Origin of the sequence: Wolbachia endosymbiont (group B) of Rhopobota naevana (genome assembly GCF_947250615.1) — a bacterium.
Taxonomy (GTDB): Bacteria; Pseudomonadota; Alphaproteobacteria; order Rickettsiales; family Anaplasmataceae; genus Wolbachia.
This window is the reverse complement of record NZ_OX366333.1, coordinates 1,003,049-1,022,059: the sequence shown is the minus strand read 5'-3', so window position 1 is coordinate 1,022,059 and position 19,011 is coordinate 1,003,049. Positions and strand designations below refer to the sequence as shown.

Here is a 19,011-nt window from a genome sequence, read left to right as displayed (position 1 = left end):
AACACAAAAAATTATACTACCCTCAAAGTAAACACTATAATTTATAATAAACATTTAAAATCCTGGTATGATTAGTTTGGTAAAAAAATTAGTAATAAATGATAATAATCTTGCTTATATAGTATGTATTTTTATTATAATGTTAAGTTTATCTTCATATACACTTGAAAACAACAGTAAACAAGAAGTCATATTAACATTAACATGGATATGTGCTACATTTGTTTTGCAGATCTCTACAAATAATTTATTTACATCTGATTATCATGATGGAATATTAGAGCAAATCTTTTTACAGCCACTCTCTTCTAGGCTGATAGTTGCTTATAAAATCTTCGCTCACTGGTTGTTATTTGGGTTACCGATTTCAGTGATTTCTTTCATGTTCAGCTTTGCAATTCTAGGCAATAATATTGAACATTCAATAGCAGTTGGAGTGTCTTTATTATTTAATACGCTGATAATCATTAATATTTCAGCTACTGGAAATGCATTGATGATTGGTCGAAATAACTTAGCATCAGGAGTGTCGCAAATTCTTGTTTTGCCAATGATAATGCCAACTTTTGTATATTTCAAATTGCTAACTCAATTTGAAAATTTATCCTTGAATATTTATACACTACTAATCACCATCTTAGTTTTTGTCATTTTAATTGTTAACAGCACTATAACTACTCACATAGCATTAAAATTTGCTGTGGAGCAGGATTGAAAAAACTTACTAGTTATAGCCCTTCTCATAATAGTCCAAAAAGAGTAAGATGGATTGATAGTAGTGGAAGGTAAGGATGCCAGTAGCAAATAGTTATGACTTAAGAAAAAAGGTAATGGAAGCATTGGATGAAGGAGAGAGTGGAGAAACTGTTGCCAAGAGATTTAAGATCGGAAAAACAACTTTATATGAGTGGAAGAAAAGACGTGAGAAAACGGGAGATTTTCAATCAAAAAAGCTTGGAAGCGTGGCATAAAATTACCGACTGGAATGCATTTGCCGAATTTGCAAATGAGCAAGGTGGCAAAACTCAGTCAGAGATGCTGGGGCAATATTAGTAGACAAACAATTCATCGAGCACTTAAAAATATAGGATTCACAAGAAAAAAAAGACCTACAGATATAAAGAAAGAAATGAAGAAAAGCGAGCTCAATTTTCAAAGGTTATAGCAACAAAAGAACCTAAAGAATTAGTGTATATAGATGAGTCTGGACACTGAACCTATGGTTATTGCCAGAAAGGACAGCGGTTTTATGCCCTAAAATCTGGGAAGAAAACTCAACGAATTAGCATGGTTGCAGCCTTAAGTGGAAGAAAAATAATTGCTCCGTTAACCTTTGAAGGCCACTGCAATATGGATATCTTTAATAAATGGTTTGAGCAGTTTCTGACACCGATTTTGGAACCTGGACAAACTGTTATCCTTGATAATGCTACTTTTCATAAGTCTAATAAGATTTGCTAAAGGAGTTGGTGCAGAAATTTTATATCTTCCTCCATATTCTCCAGATTTTAACAAAATTGAACATTATTGGTTTGCTATAAAAAACAGAACCAGGAAAAACATTCCTTTATTCAAATCTTTTCGTCATGCTGTCGATTCTTCTTTCTTATGACCTTTTTGGACTATTATGGGAAGGGCTATATTTACTTGTATCTGCTTAGTTAAGGGTGTTAACTTAAGTAGAGATGGAGACATTAGACTTCTTACATGAATTGAAGAGTTACAGCGTGTGAAACCATTATTGGATTTCAGACTGGCTGGTTATGCAAGAAATCTAATATCTATCGAAGAGTCAGAAACTTTTATAACTTACCTTTAATCAACCTAACCCATGCGTGCCAATCTCTCTCACCAAGATTGCTTTCGAAAGACAGAAGATCCTTTACGGCTTTTGAGCAAATTTCTTCACTTGGAATTGACAACTCCCTATTCATTGCTAGCGTCAGGCATTGAGTTTTACAAGCTTGTTCTAAGTGATACGTATAAAACATTGCTTCTTGTATAGTCTGACCACATGTTATAGATCCATGATTGCGCATTAACATCACAAAATTTTCTTTCAAATCAGCTATTAATCTTTTTCCTTCTGTATCATCAAGTGCCAGGGAATTATAATCATGGTAAGATACCTTATTATAAAAGTGCAGCGCCCACTGACTTATTGGGAGTAATCCATCCTTGAGAGAAGAAACTGCTACAATAGAAGGTGTATGTAGATGAAAAATTGCTTGAATATCTTTCCTTGCTTGATAAATGAAGCCATGGATTACATAGCCAGTTTTATTATATTGATATTCTTTGCCTTCAATTATATTCCCATCAAACGATACTTTCATCAATGAACTTTCATCTACTTCATAAAAACGTATACCAAACGGATAAACATAAAATGACTTTTTATCTTCAGAACGTACAGAGAGATGAGTATACGTATGATCATCTAATTTAAGATAAGATAAAATTTGATAGGCGTTAACTAGGTCTCTTTTCAACTCACTATTTGTTAATAACATAGCTCTTGACTAAAATTTTCTAAAGATTTATACGTAAAAAAAAGTTTATTACAAACTAAAAGGTGAACCTACGTTAAAATACTAAGCACTTTTACTTGCCTTAGGTGATTAGAGTTTACATTTCTAGATTACATAGTATTTTAACTATAAAAGCGACTTTTTATGTAATATTTCATATGTTTTAAAGCCTTGTTTTTATGTTATTATAATTGTAGGTTTTAATATTAAAAATAATATGATAAACGTTGACATAAAAAAACAGCTAACAAAATTTTTCATATATATCACTGTTCTTCCAGGAAGTGGTAAACTTTCTACAGCAATAGTATTATCTAGTATGATAAATGCAGTAATTGTAAGTGGACTTGAATATAATCAAACTTCCAAAGAAGCTCGAGATAGAATATATAACGCTACACATGTTATGTTTCAGGCAATAGAAGCCTATCCTATTGACTCAAAAAATTATATATTTGTTGATGAATTAATTAAAAATAATGATTACAACATAAGAATATATAACTCAGTAGTAGAACTTAGTAAAAAAATGAGCACAAAAATCCTCCCTATAGTACTTAGGTGCAATCCATTGATATTACAAGAGCGTACTATATCAAAAAAGCAAAGAAAAAATAGGAAGGTTACTAATATAAATAGTATTAAATTTAGGGAGGAAGATTTATTTGTACCACAAAATGCTATAGAGGTAGAAAATTCAAATATGAGTATAAAAGAAGTAGCAGAAGAAATAGTAAGTCAGATGTACAAACTTGGCCAAATTAATAGTGTTTACGCAATAGGCAACGATTTCATATACTGAGGCTCATTTAAATATAGAGCCTCAACTCCATTTAATTTTTGTTTATTTTTTAGTCTATAACGGACTAATAGCCCTGCATGGCTAGCATCCAACTTTGGTAAACTGCAATCCATATATGTAATGCAGTGCGTTTCAGGCTGGAGTTCACTTACTACAGCAGGATTTGATAGCGGTAACAAATTGAAATCAAATAACTGCGTATAAAACTTTTGATCATCTTCGATTATAGCTTTAATATTTTTTTTGCTATTTGTACAAAGTAGCGATATTGCATATGCTTGAGCTTCCAGGGCACTAACCCCATATAACGGCTTATTTGTAGCAAGATTTATACCTTGTGCAGTTGATATACCAACTCTGATTCCAGTAAAACTTCCTGGTCCAACTATCACTGCTAAATGGTCTATTTTATCGTAGCTGTAATTATGCTTATCAAACAAAGTATTCAGTATTTGAAAAAATGATTCTGCATGGCTATTGTTTGCAGAATTGCGTTCTACAAAACAATTACCATCGTAATCAATTACTGCTATTGAACTACCAGCACCTACAGTATTAATTGCTAGAATGGACATCACTTAAGCTTATCATAGAGCTTTGTAAACATCATAGTGAACGCACCGTTACCCATAACATTTGCTGAAGTTATTATTGGGTCAAACACTATATACAATGCTGTAATTAATGAAAGCATCTCTGGAGAGAATTTAAGATACTTCTCAAGAACAGGCAACATTACCATAATTCCTCCCGCTGGAACTGCAACAATAGCAAATTTAAATAACAGAAAGTAGAGAAGGAAAGTCACATAGTCTGTTGCAGACAATGCACCACCAAAAGTCATTATCATTGATAGTATTATAATAAAAAAGCAATCACCTACTAAATGAAAGCTAGCAGTTATTGGCACAACAGACGATGCTATATCATGCTGCTTTACATTTTTTTTGCTTCCTTCAAGAGTAAGCGGCATAGCTGCATTACTAGACATTGTGCTCATTGCAGTAATAAATGCTGGTATCATATTACCTATACTAGCTATCCAGCTTGTGATCTTGAACGAATTTGCTGCTCCATATAAGAGAAAAACATAAAGGTAAGTTGAAGATGATATAATAATAAAAATTATTGAGTAATCCTTAAATATTATGGGTAAAACCTGATCATGTTCCATTTTTAAAGCAAGACCAAGTACAAACATTGGAATAATTGGCGTCAAAAATGTCTTCAAAATAAAGAGAGTTAAATCTAACATTTTGTTCGAGAGCTCTTTGCTTTTTTTTGGTAATATTGTGGACACTAATATGCTTAATACAAATCCACAAGCAAGGGCATAAAAATTAGAAAGCAATGCAGGTATCCTAAATGACCATAAAGGAACAATTGTTTCTTCATATGTTATATCTTGTATTGAATAAGTGTTTTGTGTGATGAAATGCCCAACAGAATAAGCTATTAAACTTGAAGCTAGATTCGACAAGAAAATCGTTATAATAAGTAACAATATAAACTTTATAGCCGACTGCTTAAGATTGTTAACACTACTAAAGATTAATGCAAAAACAATAAAAGGCATTATAAATAGTAAGATCTCTTTTATACTAAGGCTTATTGAATACAAGAAGGTTTTCACTTCCATTGGAACTAGATGACCAAAAAATACAACCGAAGTGATAACAGCAAGTAAGGTTAGTAATTGTAACATATTCTAATATAGCGATATCCTATGGAAATACATATGATAAATTAGCTGCTAAGTAAAGTAAAACTGCCTAAAATATTTGCATTACCTTCTAGTACTTGAATGAGATTTCAAATTACAACGTTTCCACAAAGTATATAATTAACATCCACACCTTTGGTCAAGTTCCATTCACGCTTTATTACATTATATTCCATACCAGTCATATCTTGTAGTGTTACATTGTTTTCCCTTAGATGATTTGCAATTTCTGATGGCTTGAGAAATTTATTCCAATTATGTGTGCCTTTTGGCAGCCAGTTTAATATGTACTCTGCGCCGACTATTGCAAGACAGAAGGATTTAATAGTTCTATTTATCGTCGATATAAAAATTAGCCCTTCTGGCTTCAACAGCTCTATTGCTTTTTTCATGAAAAACTCTAAATTATCGACATGTTCAACCACTTCCATCAACAAAACCACGTCATACTTCTTGTCATTGCTTAGCTCTTCAATGCTAGTGTGTGTGTATTCTATATTTAACCCTACTTTCTTCGCATGCGACTGTGCCACTTTTATGTTTTCCTCACATACATCTATTCCCGCAACGCTAATACCAATACGCGCCATTGACTCTGACAAAATGCCACCACCACAACCAACATCGAGCAATGATAGTTCTTTTAAATCGCATTTTTTTAATTCTTTTATTTTCTCAACGATGTATGATACTCTCACAGGATTCATCATGTGCAATGGCTTGAACTTGCCATTCTCATCCCACCATTCACCTGCTATTTTAGCGAATTTTGATATTTCATCTTCATTATAAGTTTTTGTGGTTTTTTTCTTGCTAATATTGCTAAGTTTATCAAGGCGTTCTTTATGTCTACTTTCTTTTGAAAATTCTGTTTCGAGGAATTGTTTGACTATGTCTTTTGCTAATCCACTCGCAGTAAACCCTGCACCAAGACACAGTATATTCGCGTTGCCATGCTCGCGAGCTAATTTTGCGATCTCAACACTATTACATAAAGCAGCGTAGATTCCTTCAAAACGATTTGCCACAGTACTCATGCCCAAACCTGTACCGCAAATTAATATTCCATAATTTGCTTTTTTGTTTGTTATATCTTCCACAATTTTGACAGCATAGTCTGGGTAATCTACACTTTTTTGCTTAGCAGTGCAGCCACGATCTATCACTGCATAACCCAGGGTTTCCAGGTAAGGTTTTATCTCCGATTTCAATTCATAACCGGCATGGTCTGAAGCAATTGATATCATATCTGACATATAAGAAATTGCAACTTAAGGATATTTATATGGGTAATTTATTTTGAGCTTTTTGTCAAGCTCTCCTGATCTTTCTGAATAAATTTCGAGTCAGATATGCATAAATTCTATATAATTTTTATCCTACCACTACTCATTCGGTAAAATGGATCATATAGATATTATAAAATCGAAATTATTGTTATCTGACATAGTAGGTAAGAAAGTTAGGTTAATAAAAAGAGGAAATAATTTCGTGGGACTTTGCCCATTTCATAACGAAAAAACTCCATCTTTTTTTGTGAGCGACACTGAAGGATTTTACTACTGTTTTGGTTGCTCAGCTCATGGTGATGTGTTTGAGTTTATTTCACAAACTGAAGGGCTGAACTTTCAAGAAGCATTGGAGAGATTAGCGTCAGTTACAGGTGTTGAGTTACCTGAAAACTCTGATGCTACCGAGGAAAACGACACACTGTTTTCAACGCTAGACTTAGCTGCAAGTTGGTTCGTGCAGAAAAATCGAGGTGTTATGGCTTATTTAAGGCAGCGCAAGATCTCACCTGAAATCATAGATAAATTTAGAATAGGTTATGCGCCAAGCTCTGGTTTAAAAGAATATTTGAACTCCTCTGGTATTAAAGACGAGATTTTGATTGATGTTGGCTTAATAAATAAGAATTCTCGTGATTATTTCTATGATCGGCTGATATTTCCTATACACAACATCACGGGCAAAGTTATTGGTTTTGGCGGACGTGCGCTGAACTCTGAGCAACAGCCGAAGTATTTAAACAGCCCAGAAAGTCAGCTCTTTAAGAAAAGAGAAAATTTATATGGATTAAACTTTGCTTTGAGTGAAATACGCAAAAAACAGCATCTATTTGTTGTTGAAGGATATATGGATGTAATAGCACTACATCAGGCGGGAATTAGCAATACAGTTGCCCCGCTTGGCACTGCGATTTCTGCAGAGCAGATAAAAAATCTATGGAGATTTGCTAAAGAAATCTCCATCTGTATGGATGGCGATAGTGCCGGACGTCGTGCCGCCACCCGAGTTGCGGAATTTGCTCTTCCGATACTCAAGCCTGGGTATACATTGAAGTTTGTAACTTTGCCAAGCAACAAGGACCCATACGATATATGCAATGAACTAGAATATAAGACGGAAGATGTACTATCCGCTTTTAACCGCTCAACAGAACTGCACTCTGAATATTTATGGCATCACATAATTGGTAGCAATTTGCAAAATTATGAAAAATTTGCTCCGGAAAAATATTCAATTCTTGAGCACAAGTTCATGAAATATGTCAATGCTATCGGTAACAGCAGTATTAGAAGGTATTATAGAGATTATTTTTACAATAAGGTCAGTGAATTAAGAAGAAACTTTAAAAAGCTGATTTTTAATAGCAAAGCAACAAAAGGTGAGTATCTTTACAATAAATCTCCAGAGCTAATTGAAGCAGAGCAAAATCAGGCCATAATTTTGCGTATAGCCGTAGAATTTCCTGAAATCTTGAACCGTCCTATATTTTTTGAGCAATTTTCTCATTTCGAATTTACTAATGAGATGAAAAAATTACAACAGTGCGTAATTAATATGGTAACTAATGAGAGCAACTTTAATAAAGAAATTCTGCTACAGGAGTCTAGTGTTATAAAGTTTATATTTGAAAAAACTAGCGTATTAAATAGTCAATTAAGTGAGAAGAGATCGGCAGAAACTGTCTGGAATAACATAGTATTACGGAAAGAATTAAATGTATTACAAGAAGAAAAAATTAAAGCAAGGCTGGGCGGTAATTTTGACTTAGAGGAAAGGCTAATAGAACAAATAAAGCAAATAGAGGATAGTATACAAGAAATGCAAATGGAATTTATTCAAAAGTAGATGGCTTAAGATGTTCAAAATTGGTAGAAAAACAATATATTGATGATTGCTTAAAATAGCTTGTTCTAGTATACTTCCGATTTGTTCAACTACGATAAGTGTTTGCATTTCTTCCTCTCATTATCTTTCTAGCTTTATACCTTGGAAGTGGTATTTATTTTTCTTTTATCGGACTTGGCAATCCTCTTCATCAAATTTCACCGTTAGTTTGCTTATTACCAGCATTATTTTTTGCTGTTCTATTCAATAAAAACAAAATTCAGCATAGTATTGATACACTTATAAAAGGTATGGGTAATAAAACTACTCTTACCGTGTGTTTGATTTTTCTATTTGCTGGAGCATTTTCTACTATTACTGAATCGCTTGGTAGTATAAATGTTATTACTAACTTAACTATTCGCTTTCTTCCAGCACGATTATTACTTCCTGGAATGTTTTTACTTTCTACTTTTATTTCAAGTGCAATCGGCACATCAATCGGAGTTATTGCACTTATAACACCAATAGCTGTTAATTTAGCACAAAATGGAGCTTTTGATTGTGCAGTGGGTGTTGGAGCTGTGATAGGTGGAGCTATGTTTGGCAGCAACCTTTCAATGATATCTGACACTACTATTGCTGCTACTTCTTCACAAGGAGCTTCAGTAAAGGATAAAATAAAACTCACTTTCAAGACAGGATCTGTTACAGGTCTTATAATACTTATTTATCTAGTAATAATTTCAAATAGTACAGAAGTTGTTTCTATCTCAAGTCTGAATTATTTATCCATAGTCAAAATTATCCCTTATATATCTTTAATAATTATGGGTTTATTTGAAATAAACACTCTGGTAACATTAGCTATTAATATGGTTATTGCTGGGATATTAGGAATAGCTTTTTTTGATTATTCTCTTATTGAATATTCTCGTGACATATATAGGGGTTTTTATAAGATGAATGAAGTAATGATATTTATTCTCTTCAGTAGTGGATTAAGCCACTTAATGTACGAATACAGTCAGAAAAAGATAGATAAATTCACCGATGAGGTGAATCTCACAAGAAGTCAAGCTGAACTTATGATTGCGGGAATATCATCTCTGTTTACTATTTTAGTTTCCAGCAATGTTGTTGCTATTTTATTAACTAGTAATATTGCTAAAAGGCTTGCGCAAAGATATAACATTGCACCACACCGTAGTGCGTACTTATTAGAGATATTTACTTCTATCACAAAAAGTATCTTACCTTATGGTTCTCACGTATTACTAGCAAGCAGCATTGCCTCTCTGTCACCTATCATCGTACTAACAAAAGTATATTATTGTTTTGTTTTTGCAGCAGTTGCGATAGGTGAAATAGTTATTAACGGCAGACGTCGTGCGGTTGTAGCTCCTCAATTACCATAAATAACTCTTTAAATTTTCACTCAATTTGTTGATAAATATTATAATATTTGCTAAAATACTTATATAGTACCAATTCTTTTAAAGACATAGTATTACTAATGTTATAAAAAATGTATCAAAATAGTGGAGAAACAAATGCCTGATTATTATGAAATATTAGGAGTAAAAAGAGATGCTACTCACGATGAGATAAAAAAAGCATATCGCAAATTAGCATTGAAGCTTCATCCAGATAAATTGCTTGACGAAGTGAAAGAGCTAGATAGGCTAGAAGGAAAGAAGAAGGACGGAAAGCTACTATCACAGTCGGAAGAAGATCAACGGACTCAACTTGAAGAGAAATTGACAAAGTTCAAGGAAATATCAGTAGCACACGAAGTGTTATCTAACCCAACAACAAGAAGCCAGTACGATAGAGGAAAGTATGAGGATGGGGATTGTAGTGATGAACTGGAGTTGTTGCGGGCAAAACTGATGGAACTGATAAGTAAACTTAAACAAGAAAATAAAAGAATGAAAATTTTTTATGAAATATGAAATATGTAATATGTATTTGTTGAAAAGTCAAAAATTAATCAAAGAGGAATCAGAAAGGGTAATCAAGCGTTTTAAACAAATAGGCAAGATGGGCAAAGCTAAAGAGACTGAAAAATTAACCGAACTCGAATATGTAGACACTATTCCGAAATTGTTGTTAAATATCCAGTCAAATGAGTATGAAGAGTTTTGTGATATAATAAAGAAAGTTACAATTGCTGCTGGTGACATTACATTTCTAGTGCAAATTGCTATTACGTACGATCGTGTGGAATTTTTCGAGCTCTTTGAAGGAAGGATAGAAATATCACTAAATGAAATCTTAAGATATGCTTATGAATACCAATCTGAAAAGTTTTTGGATTATTTTTTTAATGAGTGCTTAGATAAATTAAATATCAACTATAAAGATGAAAAAGGAAATACATCTTTACATCATACATTAAAATGGTTGGATTTGGATAAATCAAAATACCAAGGTTTTGTCAAGTCACTTCTTAGTAAAGGTGCAAGGCTTGATGTTAAAAATAGCAAAGATGAAACTCCATTTGATCTCTTGGTCAATTATGCTACATAATGCTCTCGTAAGAAAAAAATAGAAAGATTAAATAATCTTTCGGTGGTGCTTAGTTGTTGTAAAACTGATGAGCTAAAGAAGCTAGAAGGTACACCTGCATTAAATAAACTAGTAGATATTATTGTTAAATGTAACCATAAAGAAGCTTTAGATCTCCTAGTCGAAAATAACATAAAAATTTCAAGTATTACTTTAGAAAATATCGTGACAAGCGATTGCAATGAAGAGATTTTTGGTTGCTTTTTACATAAAAATAAAATTGACTATCAAGATGAAAGTGGGGATACAGCTCTACATCATGCTTTAAGAAACTTGCACTTCGATAAGTCAATGCTTTGCAAAGTTGAATCACTTGTGAGTGCAGGTGCGAGATTTGATGTTAAAAATGACCAAGGTGAAACTCCGTTTGATCTCTTGGTTGAATATGTTGAGAAGGGGTTTTATGGTCAAGCGTCAAGGTTAAGTTATGCTTGGAAGTTGCTTAACAAATGTGAAAATAAAGATGTACTAAGAGAGCTAAAATATAAAGATGGTACTACTGCATTAGATAAACTAAATGAGCTTCGTATTAAGTGTCGTAATACTTCTATCATAGTTGCTTCTACGTTAGCAGTAGTAGGAGTTGCTTTAGAAGTAGCTATTGCAGTTTACTCAGGAATGTTAGCGTTAGGGATAGGAATTGGAGTTTGTTGTCTTGTTGTTGCTGCAATCATATACCATTGTAATAGTCCTGGAAATTTATTGAAAGATAGCAATGCTGAAGTTGCAATTAATCAAATGGCATTAGTAAAATTATAACTTAAGATCAGAAGAAATGGCAGATCAAGTTTAATAGTGTTAATTCAGTAATATATTTAGTAAAATCTAAAACTAAGAAAATTCTATACTTGCAACTCTGTGAGATGCTGGTGGTATCTATCTTACTTTCTTGATAGGAATATAGATGACAAGAGATAGGCAATGGAATTACAAAGAGTTTGCAAATATTAGTTATTATTTGTAGAATATAGAGAAATTAGTAGAGATTTTAATAGTATGCCATCCGTTACTTTTATTTTACCTGATGGAAGTAAGAAAAGTTATGAAGCTGCAGAGGGAGAAACTCTTCTTAATTTAGCCCATAGAAGTGATCCAGATCTGCTTGAAGGTGCATGTGAAGGTTCTCTTGCTTGCTCTACATGCCATGTGATTGTTGATCCAAAATTTTATGATGTTGTAGAAACACATAATCCTATATCTGATGAGGAAAATGACATGCTGGATCTAGCTTTCGGTTTAACAGAGACATCGAGGCTTGGATGCCAAATAAAAATCACAAAAGATATTGACGGTTTGTGCGTAACCGTGCCCAGAGGTACAAGAAATATATCATTAGATAAATAAGAGGATAATGCGTAAAATTTTTATCTATATTCTCATCTCCTTACCTTTGTTTATTCCTCTAGCGTATAGTGGTTTTTGGTATTTTTCTGCATTTAAGGTAAAAAGTCTTTTAACTGATTACATTAATGACGAAAAAGTTGATATTTCACATGATTTTAAGGGATTTCCTTTTAACCTAGTTTTTCGTGTAACGAATCCAAAATTTTCTAATGAGCAATTAACTGTTTCATCTGAAGCTTTAGTGATAAAAAACAGATTATTTGATAAGTCAGTATATATCTATATACCAAGCAACAAAGTAAACATTGCTGTCCGTAGTGATGAGAAAAAGAATATAAAGTGTCACACACACGTGAGTAGCCACTTTGTTGTTAAACTAAATGATTTACTATCTTCATTAAAATTCAACAGAAATAGCACTGTAATAGACTATATAGATACATTTCGTTACGAAGATTATGGATTAAAATGTGATGTTTTAGAAAATCAGCAAAGTGTTATAACTGAAGTGAATGATAAAAGTAATTACATTCAATTTCACTTTGATAAAGAACTGAATGAAAATACTAAACTAGAATTTGATTTTTATACTTACCGTTATAAACATACTGCAAGTCCTGAAAATTACCTTAGTGTCGACGCTAAATTAGATTATGAATTTGTAAACCATATTTCAGCTTCTAAGATTAATTTCAACATAGAAAAATTTTTGATTGAGAGTAATAACTTTTCTATTGCTGCGAATGGTGGAGTAAGTAATTACAATTTAGTTACATCTTCATTTGAAGATAAAATCAATGTAGCCATATCAAATTATAAAGAATTAATTTCGTTTATGACTAATGATTCAAAGACTGCAGATAAATTGGAAAAATCAATATCTTCCTTATCAGAAAAAATCACTGATAACGACATTCAATTTTCAATAAAGTACGACAATAATGTAGGTTCAGGCTTTATTGGAAAATTATCCACTACTGATTTTATCACTCAATTCACCAAGAATGAGAATAGTAATTAGCTTACTTTTTACATTGATATTCCATTTAAGCATAAATGCTTTTACTTTGGATGATAAACTAAGAGACGAAAGCATGGAAGAGCGAGCAAGTAGCTTATTTGCAGTAATAAAGTGTCCAGTATGCTCTGGTGAATTATTATCCGAATCTGAGTCTCAAGTTGCATATGGTATGCGTAAGACAATTCGCAAGAAGATCAGTGATGGATATACTAACGAGCAAATAGTTTCAGAGTTAAAAAATTCTTATGGAGATTCAATTATCATTGTACCACCTGTAAAATCTAGTACCTACATTTTATGGTTTATTCCTTTTATAATTCTTCTTATTGGATGTTTTCTAATACGAAAATCAGTTCAGAAAATAGATAAAGTAGTAAAAAGATAACTATAGAGTAAAAGTGAGTTTACAACAAATGCAAGTAGCTACTATACGAACATTTGAGTTTAGATCAAAGATTGTAAGGTTAAATCTTCCATCCAAATAACCACGCACTCTACCTGCTTATCTGGGTAGACTTCTTGCACTAAGGTTTTATAGATCAACATTTGCTTTTTTATTTCATTTGATGAGGAAATAGAAACGTTATGGTGTGATTTATAGTCAATTATGATTGCTTTGTCTTCTGTTATACACAGTCTGTCTAGCCGCACTAATACTGGTTTTCCGTCAATTGTTCCACTAAGTGAAATTTCTGATTTGCCCTCCAAGTCGAACAGGTAATCATATTTTTCATTAAAGGTTAATATTTTGCTGTAAATTTCATCCTTATCTTCACTAGTGTTTATGCTATCAATATATTTCCTAACCCAATTTTTTCTCCTGTCTTTCTCTATCTTGGGCATATATTGCAATATACTGTGAATTATTAAGCCTCTTGCATAGCTGTCTGTCGTCCCAATGCTCCTTTTTGTCATTCCAGCATTCTCATCTGTCATCCCAGTGCTTGACACTGGCTTTTTTTCTCCAGGTTCCAGCGTTACGTGCTGCAATGACATTGATAGGTTTGATGGAGGTGAAATCACTGGAACATCAAAATAATCACGTTTTTTATAAATAGAAGGGTAGTTTGCATTCATGCATAGCACTTCAACTTTTTCTTTAAATATCGGCTGTAAGTATAGTTTTTTCCTCTCATATAATGCTCCATATTGAATAACTAGATCATACCAAGAGCCCTTTTGCACTGGCTCTTTGCCTAAAATGTATAACTCATCTTCAGCACGCGTAAGTGCCACGTACAGCAAACGCAAATATTCGTTATAATCCTCTAGTTTTTTCTCTCTTTTTACTTGATTACAATAAGCATTACTATTTTTGCCACACCAAAATGGTGCTTCCGTTGCATCAAACAAAATATTTTCGCTGTTTCTTGGTACTGTATTTGTGTCAACTAAAAACACTATTGGAGCTTGTAGACCTTTTGATTTATGAATTGTCATTATTCGTACAGCATTGAGTTCTGATTGCATATCGTTTTTAATCTCAGGATTATTTTCTTTGATCCACTGAACAAATGCTTGAAGAGATGGGTGCTCAAATTGCAATACGAGGTTCATAAATTCGTCTAGAATCTCGAAGCACTCAAGACCTAGCCTTGCAGCAAATTTCTTTTTACCTGTGCGTAATATATGCGTGAATAATGTAAGAGGGGATTTTGTCTGAGATAAGTTAATCAGATAGTTTAATTCGCTATAAATAACCTCATGATAATCATGAATTTTTTCCCACAATGACTGCTCTTTACGATTATATGCAATATTGAATAAATCGTCCTCAGTAAAGTTAAATAGCGGTGATTTTAAAACATTTGCAAGAGCAAGATCATTTGCCTGGAGGAGCAAAAATTCAGCTAAAGCTATTAAGTCCTGCACAGCTATGTAATCCATAATTCTAAAATAATCTCGGCCTATAACTGGTACATTTACTTTTTTTAGTTCACTTATTATGTAATCAACTAACACATTTCGCTGCCGTACCAAAATCATAATATCCCTTGGTTCTATATGACGATCTTTGGCGACTAAAATCCGCCCTTCGTTTAACCAATTGTGAATTCTTTGGGCTATTGCCTGAGCAAGTAATCGATCTGTTACTACATAATCTTTCCTCTGTATTAAATGAATTTGTAAGGCTTGCTGCTCTTCCTCTTTATACCTTGGCAGTAACGGCCAGATTTCAATGTACCCTTGATCGTTTTCTCTATATGGAATATGTTTTATCTTGTTCTCATTGAAAGATATTTCTTCACGAAAATTGTTAAATATTCTGTCTACAAGCATCAAAACTTCTGGAGTTGAGCGAAATGACTTTTCAAGTTGACATGATAACCAATCTCTGCCACCGGTTTTCGTGTGAAAATATTGCTGCATGTAATTAAATAGATGGGGATTTGCTCCTTGAAATCTGTAAATTGATTGTTTTACATCTCCAACAACGAATAAAGTTCTCTTTTCGTCACCACCGGTAAAAAATTCATTGCAGAGATTTGTTATAATTTTCCATTGACTGATACTATTGTCTTGTGCCTCGTCAACAAGAATGTGGTCTATTTTTTGATCTAGATTAAACAATATCCAATCTTTATAGCCTGGATTGCTAAGGAGATTTGTTGCTAAATTGATGATATCATCATAATCAAGCAGTGCATTCTTTGATTTTTCACTATTATATAGATCAACATATACTTTAAATATACTAAGTAAACTACTGGTTCTTGCGAATATTTGATAAGAATTTATATCCTTTACATGGGTAAACAATGCATTTTGAATGCTTTCTATCATTTGCTCTACGTCTTCAAATTTTTCCAAAGCACCCTTTGTTATAATGGATGATATGCTCTTTTTTTCGTACGATTCTGATTTGAGAAATACTTTAGCTAAGTTCTCTATCTTGTTGTCATCCCAGTGCTTGACACTGGGATCCATATTTCTTTTTTTTTGGATCCCAGTGTCAAGCACTGGGATGACAACATTTGGTACGGACGATTTTGTGCTATTACACCAATCATAAAGTATCGCACTGTAACTCTGATCTCTTTTGCTGCCCTCACTTAATATTTTAGCTAATCTTTTTATCTGCTCAATCGTTTCACTCTGTAAATCGTGAATCTTATCTGGGGCACTTAGTTTATCTTTGATATACCCTAAATTATTTTCTAGAGCTGATCTCTTTATACATAAGGTATAGAGTAAATCACTCAGCTTGTTTTCATCAATTTCAGCTGCAATGATATTTATATCGTCCTGCACAGTTTCATTATGAAGCGTTTTTTCAAATACGATGGAATGCAATTCTTTACATTCGCTCAACGTACGATTTGGAGCGATACCAGCTTCTGTAGGAAAGCTGGAGATTAATTTGTAACAAAAGGCGTGTATAGTTTGAATATTAAGACCAATATTTTCCAGTTCAGAAAAAAGCCTTCTTGCTCTTGTTAAATAATCTTTATTTTCTCTGGTCACACACTGGGCTAATTGTTCTAAATCTGTGACCAATATACCCTCTGGACATATTGCCCACTTACTAAGTGTACTGTAAATGCGATCCTCCATTTCATTTGCTGCAGCATTGGTAAATGTTAAGCAGAGAATATTTCTCTTATTCTCTAATAGAAGTCTTAATACTCTGTCTATTAAGATCTTTGTTTTACCTGTACCAGCTGATGCACTTACCCATACAGAGAAGTTAGGATTTATGGTATTTGATCTCATTAGGAGTGTATAAAGTTTGACTGAAGTGGCATTTCAAGTATAGTAAATAAGATAGTGTTAGTGAAGATATACAGATGGAAAGTTTTTGTGTAAAGGCTCCTGCAAAGATCAATCTTTTTTTACATATTATAAATAGAGAAGAAAGAGGGTATCATTTAATTGAAAGTTTGGTTGTCTTTGCTAAACTTTCTAATTTTTTAGAGATAAAAGTAGGAGAAAAAAACTTTAGATATGATAACTCTACAGTTCAATTTGTAAACTCTGAGTTTAAAATAAATTATCGATATAATACTATAACGAAAGCATTGAGTCTACTGCTTAGGCATGCTCCTGTACGCACTAAAGTCACTGTGAAGGTTGTAAAAAATGTACCAATTGCTGCGGGATTTGGTAGTGGTTCCTCAGATGCTGGAGCTGTGATACGCATGCTGGGAGAGCTTTGGAACATTGATAGGCAAATTTTAAATGATATAGCTTTAAGAGTTGGTGCTGATGTGCCTGCAAGTATAGATAGTAAGCCAGTTTTTGTCAGAGGTGTTGGTGAGGAATTATGCCCCATTAAACAATGCTCTTTACCCACAAGTCTGGTACTTGTGAAACCGAAAAAAAAGTTTTTGAATACATCAGAAGTATTTTCCAAGTATAAAGAGGATTTCTCTCAGCCAATTAAGTGGAGTGATAACACTGAGGAGAATTTGTTAGAGCTTCTTAAAGAGACAAAAAATGACCTGCAAGAAGCAGCAATAAGTCTTGTACCTGAAATTCAGAATGTAATATCAACACTAGAGTCACAAGAAGGCTCTATACTTTCTCGTATGTCAGGTAGTGGTGTAGCGTGTTTTGGAATGTTTGATAGTGAAGAAAATGCAAAAGCTGCAGCGGCAAATATCAAAAAGGAATATCCAGAATGGTGGGTGTGCGACACGGAATTAATAGTTTGATTTATGCCCTTAATTTCCAAGAAGAAAAATCTTATAGATGGTTACAGGGAAGAAAGATTTTGGGTAAATAATCAAGAATATCATGGCTCAATTATAATTTTTCCTGAAAAGGTGATTAAATTGAAAGAAAGTGATATAAATAACAAGGAGTATTTTAAATCTTTTTTAACAGAGGAAATAGAGATTTTGATAATAGGTACTGGTAAGATACGCGATTGTTCAATGAAGTCTTATCTTATGGAGCAAAAGAATTTAAATTTTGAATTTATGACGACGGGTTCTGCATGCAGAACCCATAACGTTTTAATATCTGAAGATAGATTTGTTGTCAGTTATCTGATAGCATGTTAGAGATATTTACACAGAGTTTTTTTATAAACAGTCTAATTGCGGTAATTATGATTAGCCTAGTCACAGGAGCTCTAGGGTCATTTATGATATGGCAAAGGTTATCGTATTTAGGTGATAGTTTGTCCCATTCTTCATTGCTTGGTATTGCACTTGCTTTGATCTTTAATATCAGCCCATCGGTAAGTATAATGCTCATTGCAATTATGTTTGCTATACTACTTTCTCTTAATTTTAATAAATTATACTCTGCTGATACGATATTGAACATAGTTACCAATGTAGTTTTATCATCGAGTTTAATACTTATGTCTTTTCTTCCATCAGGTAATAATAGTATTATTAGCTCACTTTTTGGTGACATATTAATGATTGACCAAAGTAATATAATATCAATTTTTCTAACCTCCGTAATAGTTACTTTGATATTAATATTTAGATGGCGCTATTGGCTGATGATTTCGATTAATCAAGATTTGGCAACAGTTGAGAAAGTACATGTTAATTTTGTTAGGCTAGAATTTTTGATTATACTCGCTATCTTTATTGCAATTTCTGCTCAATTAATAGGAATATTACTCATTGCTGCATTTTTGTTAATACCTGCTGCATCAGCAAGACTCATTTCAAAAACTCCAATGCAAATGATTATTGTTGCAACAGTTTTTTCTGTGATTTCTGGAGTATCAGGTTTGATATTATCTGCAAGTTTTGACTTATTAACTGGACCTGCAATTATACTTATCGCAGCTGTGTATTTAATCATTGCTTATTTTATAAGATTGGTGTTAAGTAGATCGACTTAATTTTGGTCTCGGAAGTTCATAATTCATTAACAAATGAGTGTAACTATCTGAGCGTAAAGTAGTTTTTGCTACGTTGTTTTTATGTGCTAATTGTTA

17 protein-coding genes and 2 pseudogenes are annotated in these 19,011 nt (G+C 32.9%); 14 read left to right on the top strand and 5 right to left on the bottom strand.

The window, feature by feature from the left end:
• Window positions 1-67: 67 nt before the first annotated feature.
• On the top strand, window positions 68-715 hold the full coding sequence (locus tag OOL01_RS04920) for a heme exporter protein CcmB (RefSeq protein WP_264686454.1): 648 nt from the start codon (window positions 68-70) through the stop codon (window positions 713-715).
• Between the two features lie 76 nt (window positions 716-791).
• Window positions 792-1,612: pseudogene (locus OOL01_RS04915) on the top strand (IS630 family transposase).
• 190 nt (window positions 1,613-1,802) lie between these two features.
• Here the strand turns inward: OOL01_RS04915 and OOL01_RS04910 are convergent.
• Window positions 1,803-2,513: a class II aldolase/adducin family protein gene (locus tag OOL01_RS04910; protein ID WP_139686912.1), complete on the bottom strand. Its 711-nt coding sequence runs from the start codon at window positions 2,511-2,513 to the stop codon at window positions 1,803-1,805.
• Between the two features lie 235 nt (window positions 2,514-2,748).
• Between OOL01_RS04910 and OOL01_RS04905 the strand changes: the two genes are divergently transcribed.
• A complete protein-coding gene (locus tag OOL01_RS04905; RefSeq protein ID WP_264686453.1) occupies window positions 2,749-3,333 on the top strand; it encodes an AAA family ATPase in 585 nt (194 codons plus the stop codon).
• On the opposite strand, the gene tsaB is transcribed toward OOL01_RS04905, so the two are convergent.
• From tsaB to ubiG, 3 genes are all read right to left on the bottom strand, one after another.
• Window positions 3,303-3,908, bottom strand: a complete 606-nt coding sequence (gene tsaB, locus OOL01_RS04900; RefSeq protein ID WP_007302675.1) for a tRNA (adenosine(37)-N6)-threonylcarbamoyltransferase complex dimerization subunit type 1 TsaB — start codon at window positions 3,906-3,908, stop codon at window positions 3,303-3,305. The genes OOL01_RS04905 and tsaB overlap by 31 nt on opposite strands.
• Window positions 3,908-5,038 carry a cation:dicarboxylate symporter family transporter gene (locus tag OOL01_RS04895; protein WP_064085278.1) on the bottom strand — a complete coding sequence of 377 codons (1,131 nt, stop codon included), beginning with the start codon at window positions 5,036-5,038 and terminating at the stop codon, window positions 3,908-3,910. The genes tsaB and OOL01_RS04895 overlap by 1 nt, the downstream gene beginning before the upstream one ends.
• 107 nt (window positions 5,039-5,145) lie before the next feature.
• Window positions 5,146-6,312: a bifunctional 2-polyprenyl-6-hydroxyphenol methylase/3-demethylubiquinol 3-O-methyltransferase UbiG gene (gene ubiG / locus OOL01_RS04890; protein ID WP_264686452.1), complete on the bottom strand. Its 1,167-nt coding sequence runs from the start codon at window positions 6,310-6,312 to the stop codon at window positions 5,146-5,148.
• 145 nt (window positions 6,313-6,457) lie between these two features.
• Between ubiG and dnaG the strand changes: the two genes are divergently transcribed.
• The 8 genes and pseudogenes from dnaG to OOL01_RS04850 all read left to right on the top strand — a co-directional run bounded on the left by dnaG (window position 6,458) and on the right by OOL01_RS04850 (window position 13,491).
• Window positions 6,458-8,191 carry a DNA primase gene (dnaG, locus tag OOL01_RS04885; protein ID WP_264686451.1) on the top strand — a complete coding sequence of 578 codons (1,734 nt, stop codon included), beginning with the start codon at window positions 6,458-6,460 and terminating at the stop codon, window positions 8,189-8,191.
• A 98-nt stretch (window positions 8,192-8,289) separates the two neighbouring features.
• The gene (locus OOL01_RS04880) at window positions 8,290-9,588 is read left to right on the top strand and encodes a Na+/H+ antiporter NhaC family protein (protein ID WP_264686450.1); all 1,299 of its coding nucleotides are present in this window, start codon (window positions 8,290-8,292) and stop codon (window positions 9,586-9,588) included.
• Window positions 9,589-9,723: 135 nt separating this feature from the next.
• Window positions 9,724-10,005, top strand: a pseudogene (locus OOL01_RS04875) (DnaJ domain-containing protein); the annotation flags it as partial.
• A gap of 109 nt (window positions 10,006-10,114) precedes the next feature.
• On the top strand, window positions 10,115-10,702 hold the full coding sequence (locus tag OOL01_RS04870) for a hypothetical protein (RefSeq protein WP_264686449.1): 588 nt from the start codon (window positions 10,115-10,117) through the stop codon (window positions 10,700-10,702).
• Between the two features lie 42 nt (window positions 10,703-10,744).
• A complete protein-coding gene (locus OOL01_RS04865) occupies window positions 10,745-11,500 on the top strand; it encodes an ankyrin repeat domain-containing protein (RefSeq protein WP_264686448.1) in 756 nt (251 codons plus the stop codon).
• A 237-nt stretch (window positions 11,501-11,737) separates the two neighbouring features.
• Window positions 11,738-12,085 (top strand): ferredoxin family 2Fe-2S iron-sulfur cluster binding protein, encoded by a 348-nt coding sequence (locus OOL01_RS04860; RefSeq protein WP_006013713.1) that lies wholly within the window; start codon window positions 11,738-11,740, stop codon window positions 12,083-12,085.
• 7 nt (window positions 12,086-12,092) lie between these two features.
• A complete protein-coding gene (locus tag OOL01_RS04855; RefSeq protein ID WP_064085306.1) occupies window positions 12,093-13,106 on the top strand; it encodes a hypothetical protein in 1,014 nt (337 codons plus the stop codon).
• Window positions 13,090-13,491 carry a cytochrome c-type biogenesis protein gene (locus OOL01_RS04850; RefSeq protein ID WP_010401557.1) on the top strand — a complete coding sequence of 134 codons (402 nt, stop codon included), beginning with the start codon at window positions 13,090-13,092 and terminating at the stop codon, window positions 13,489-13,491. The genes OOL01_RS04855 and OOL01_RS04850 overlap by 17 nt, the downstream gene beginning before the upstream one ends.
• 59 nt (window positions 13,492-13,550) lie before the next feature.
• Here OOL01_RS04850 and OOL01_RS04845 read toward each other — a convergent pair whose 3' ends face one another.
• Window positions 13,551-16,820, bottom strand: coding sequence for a UvrD-helicase domain-containing protein (locus OOL01_RS04845; protein WP_264686447.1), 3,270 nt, complete (start codon window positions 16,818-16,820; stop codon window positions 13,551-13,553).
• A 74-nt stretch (window positions 16,821-16,894) separates the two neighbouring features.
• Between OOL01_RS04845 and OOL01_RS04840 the strand changes: the two genes are divergently transcribed.
• Genes OOL01_RS04840 through OOL01_RS04830 form a run of 3 tightly spaced genes read left to right on the top strand, consistent with a single transcriptional unit; the run spans window position 16,895 to window position 18,915 of the window.
• Window positions 16,895-17,761, top strand: coding sequence for a 4-(cytidine 5'-diphospho)-2-C-methyl-D-erythritol kinase (locus tag OOL01_RS04840; protein ID WP_264686446.1), 867 nt, complete (start codon window positions 16,895-16,897; stop codon window positions 17,759-17,761).
• A 3-nt stretch (window positions 17,762-17,764) separates the two neighbouring features.
• A complete protein-coding gene (locus OOL01_RS04835; RefSeq protein ID WP_017532635.1) occupies window positions 17,765-18,112 on the top strand; it encodes an Mth938-like domain-containing protein in 348 nt (115 codons plus the stop codon).
• Window positions 18,106-18,915, top strand: a complete 810-nt coding sequence (locus OOL01_RS04830; protein WP_007302687.1) for a metal ABC transporter permease — start codon at window positions 18,106-18,108, stop codon at window positions 18,913-18,915. Before OOL01_RS04835 ends, OOL01_RS04830 begins: the two co-directional genes overlap by 7 nt.
• The last annotated feature ends 96 nt before the right edge of the window (window positions 18,916-19,011 follow it).

What these genes read in the sequence shown, in the direction of transcription:
- OOL01_RS04850 (WP_010401557.1), top strand. Translation starts at nt 13,090, where the DNA reads ATGAGAATAGTAATTAGCTTACTTTTTACATTGATATTCCATTTAAGC.
- OOL01_RS04840 (WP_264686446.1), top strand. Translation starts at nt 16,895, where the DNA reads ATGGAAAGTTTTTGTGTAAAGGCTCCTGCAAAGATCAATCTTTTTTTA.
- OOL01_RS04905 (WP_264686453.1), top strand. Translation starts at nt 2,749, where the DNA reads ATGATAAACGTTGACATAAAAAAACAGCTAACAAAATTTTTCATATAT.
- OOL01_RS04835 (WP_017532635.1), top strand. Translation starts at nt 17,765, where the DNA reads ATGCCCTTAATTTCCAAGAAGAAAAATCTTATAGATGGTTACAGGGAA.
- dnaG (WP_264686451.1), top strand. Translation starts at nt 6,458, where the DNA reads ATGGATCATATAGATATTATAAAATCGAAATTATTGTTATCTGACATA.
- OOL01_RS04855 (WP_064085306.1), top strand. Translation starts at nt 12,093, where the DNA reads ATGCGTAAAATTTTTATCTATATTCTCATCTCCTTACCTTTGTTTATT.
- OOL01_RS04845 (WP_264686447.1), bottom strand. Translation starts at nt 16,820, where the DNA reads ATGAGATCAAATACCATAAATCCTAACTTCTCTGTATGGGTAAGTGCA.
- OOL01_RS04895 (WP_064085278.1), bottom strand. Translation starts at nt 5,038, where the DNA reads ATGTTACAATTACTAACCTTACTTGCTGTTATCACTTCGGTTGTATTT.
- ubiG (WP_264686452.1), bottom strand. Translation starts at nt 6,312, where the DNA reads ATGTCAGATATGATATCAATTGCTTCAGACCATGCCGGTTATGAATTG.
- OOL01_RS04860 (WP_006013713.1), top strand. Translation starts at nt 11,738, where the DNA reads ATGCCATCCGTTACTTTTATTTTACCTGATGGAAGTAAGAAAAGTTAT.
- OOL01_RS04870 (WP_264686449.1), top strand. Translation starts at nt 10,115, where the DNA reads ATGAAATATGAAATATGTAATATGTATTTGTTGAAAAGTCAAAAATTA.
- OOL01_RS04920 (WP_264686454.1), top strand. Translation starts at nt 68, where the DNA reads ATGATTAGTTTGGTAAAAAAATTAGTAATAAATGATAATAATCTTGCT.
- OOL01_RS04830 (WP_007302687.1), top strand. Translation starts at nt 18,106, where the DNA reads ATGTTAGAGATATTTACACAGAGTTTTTTTATAAACAGTCTAATTGCG.
- OOL01_RS04910 (WP_139686912.1), bottom strand. Translation starts at nt 2,513, where the DNA reads ATGTTATTAACAAATAGTGAGTTGAAAAGAGACCTAGTTAACGCCTAT.
- tsaB (WP_007302675.1), bottom strand. Translation starts at nt 3,908, where the DNA reads ATGTCCATTCTAGCAATTAATACTGTAGGTGCTGGTAGTTCAATAGCA.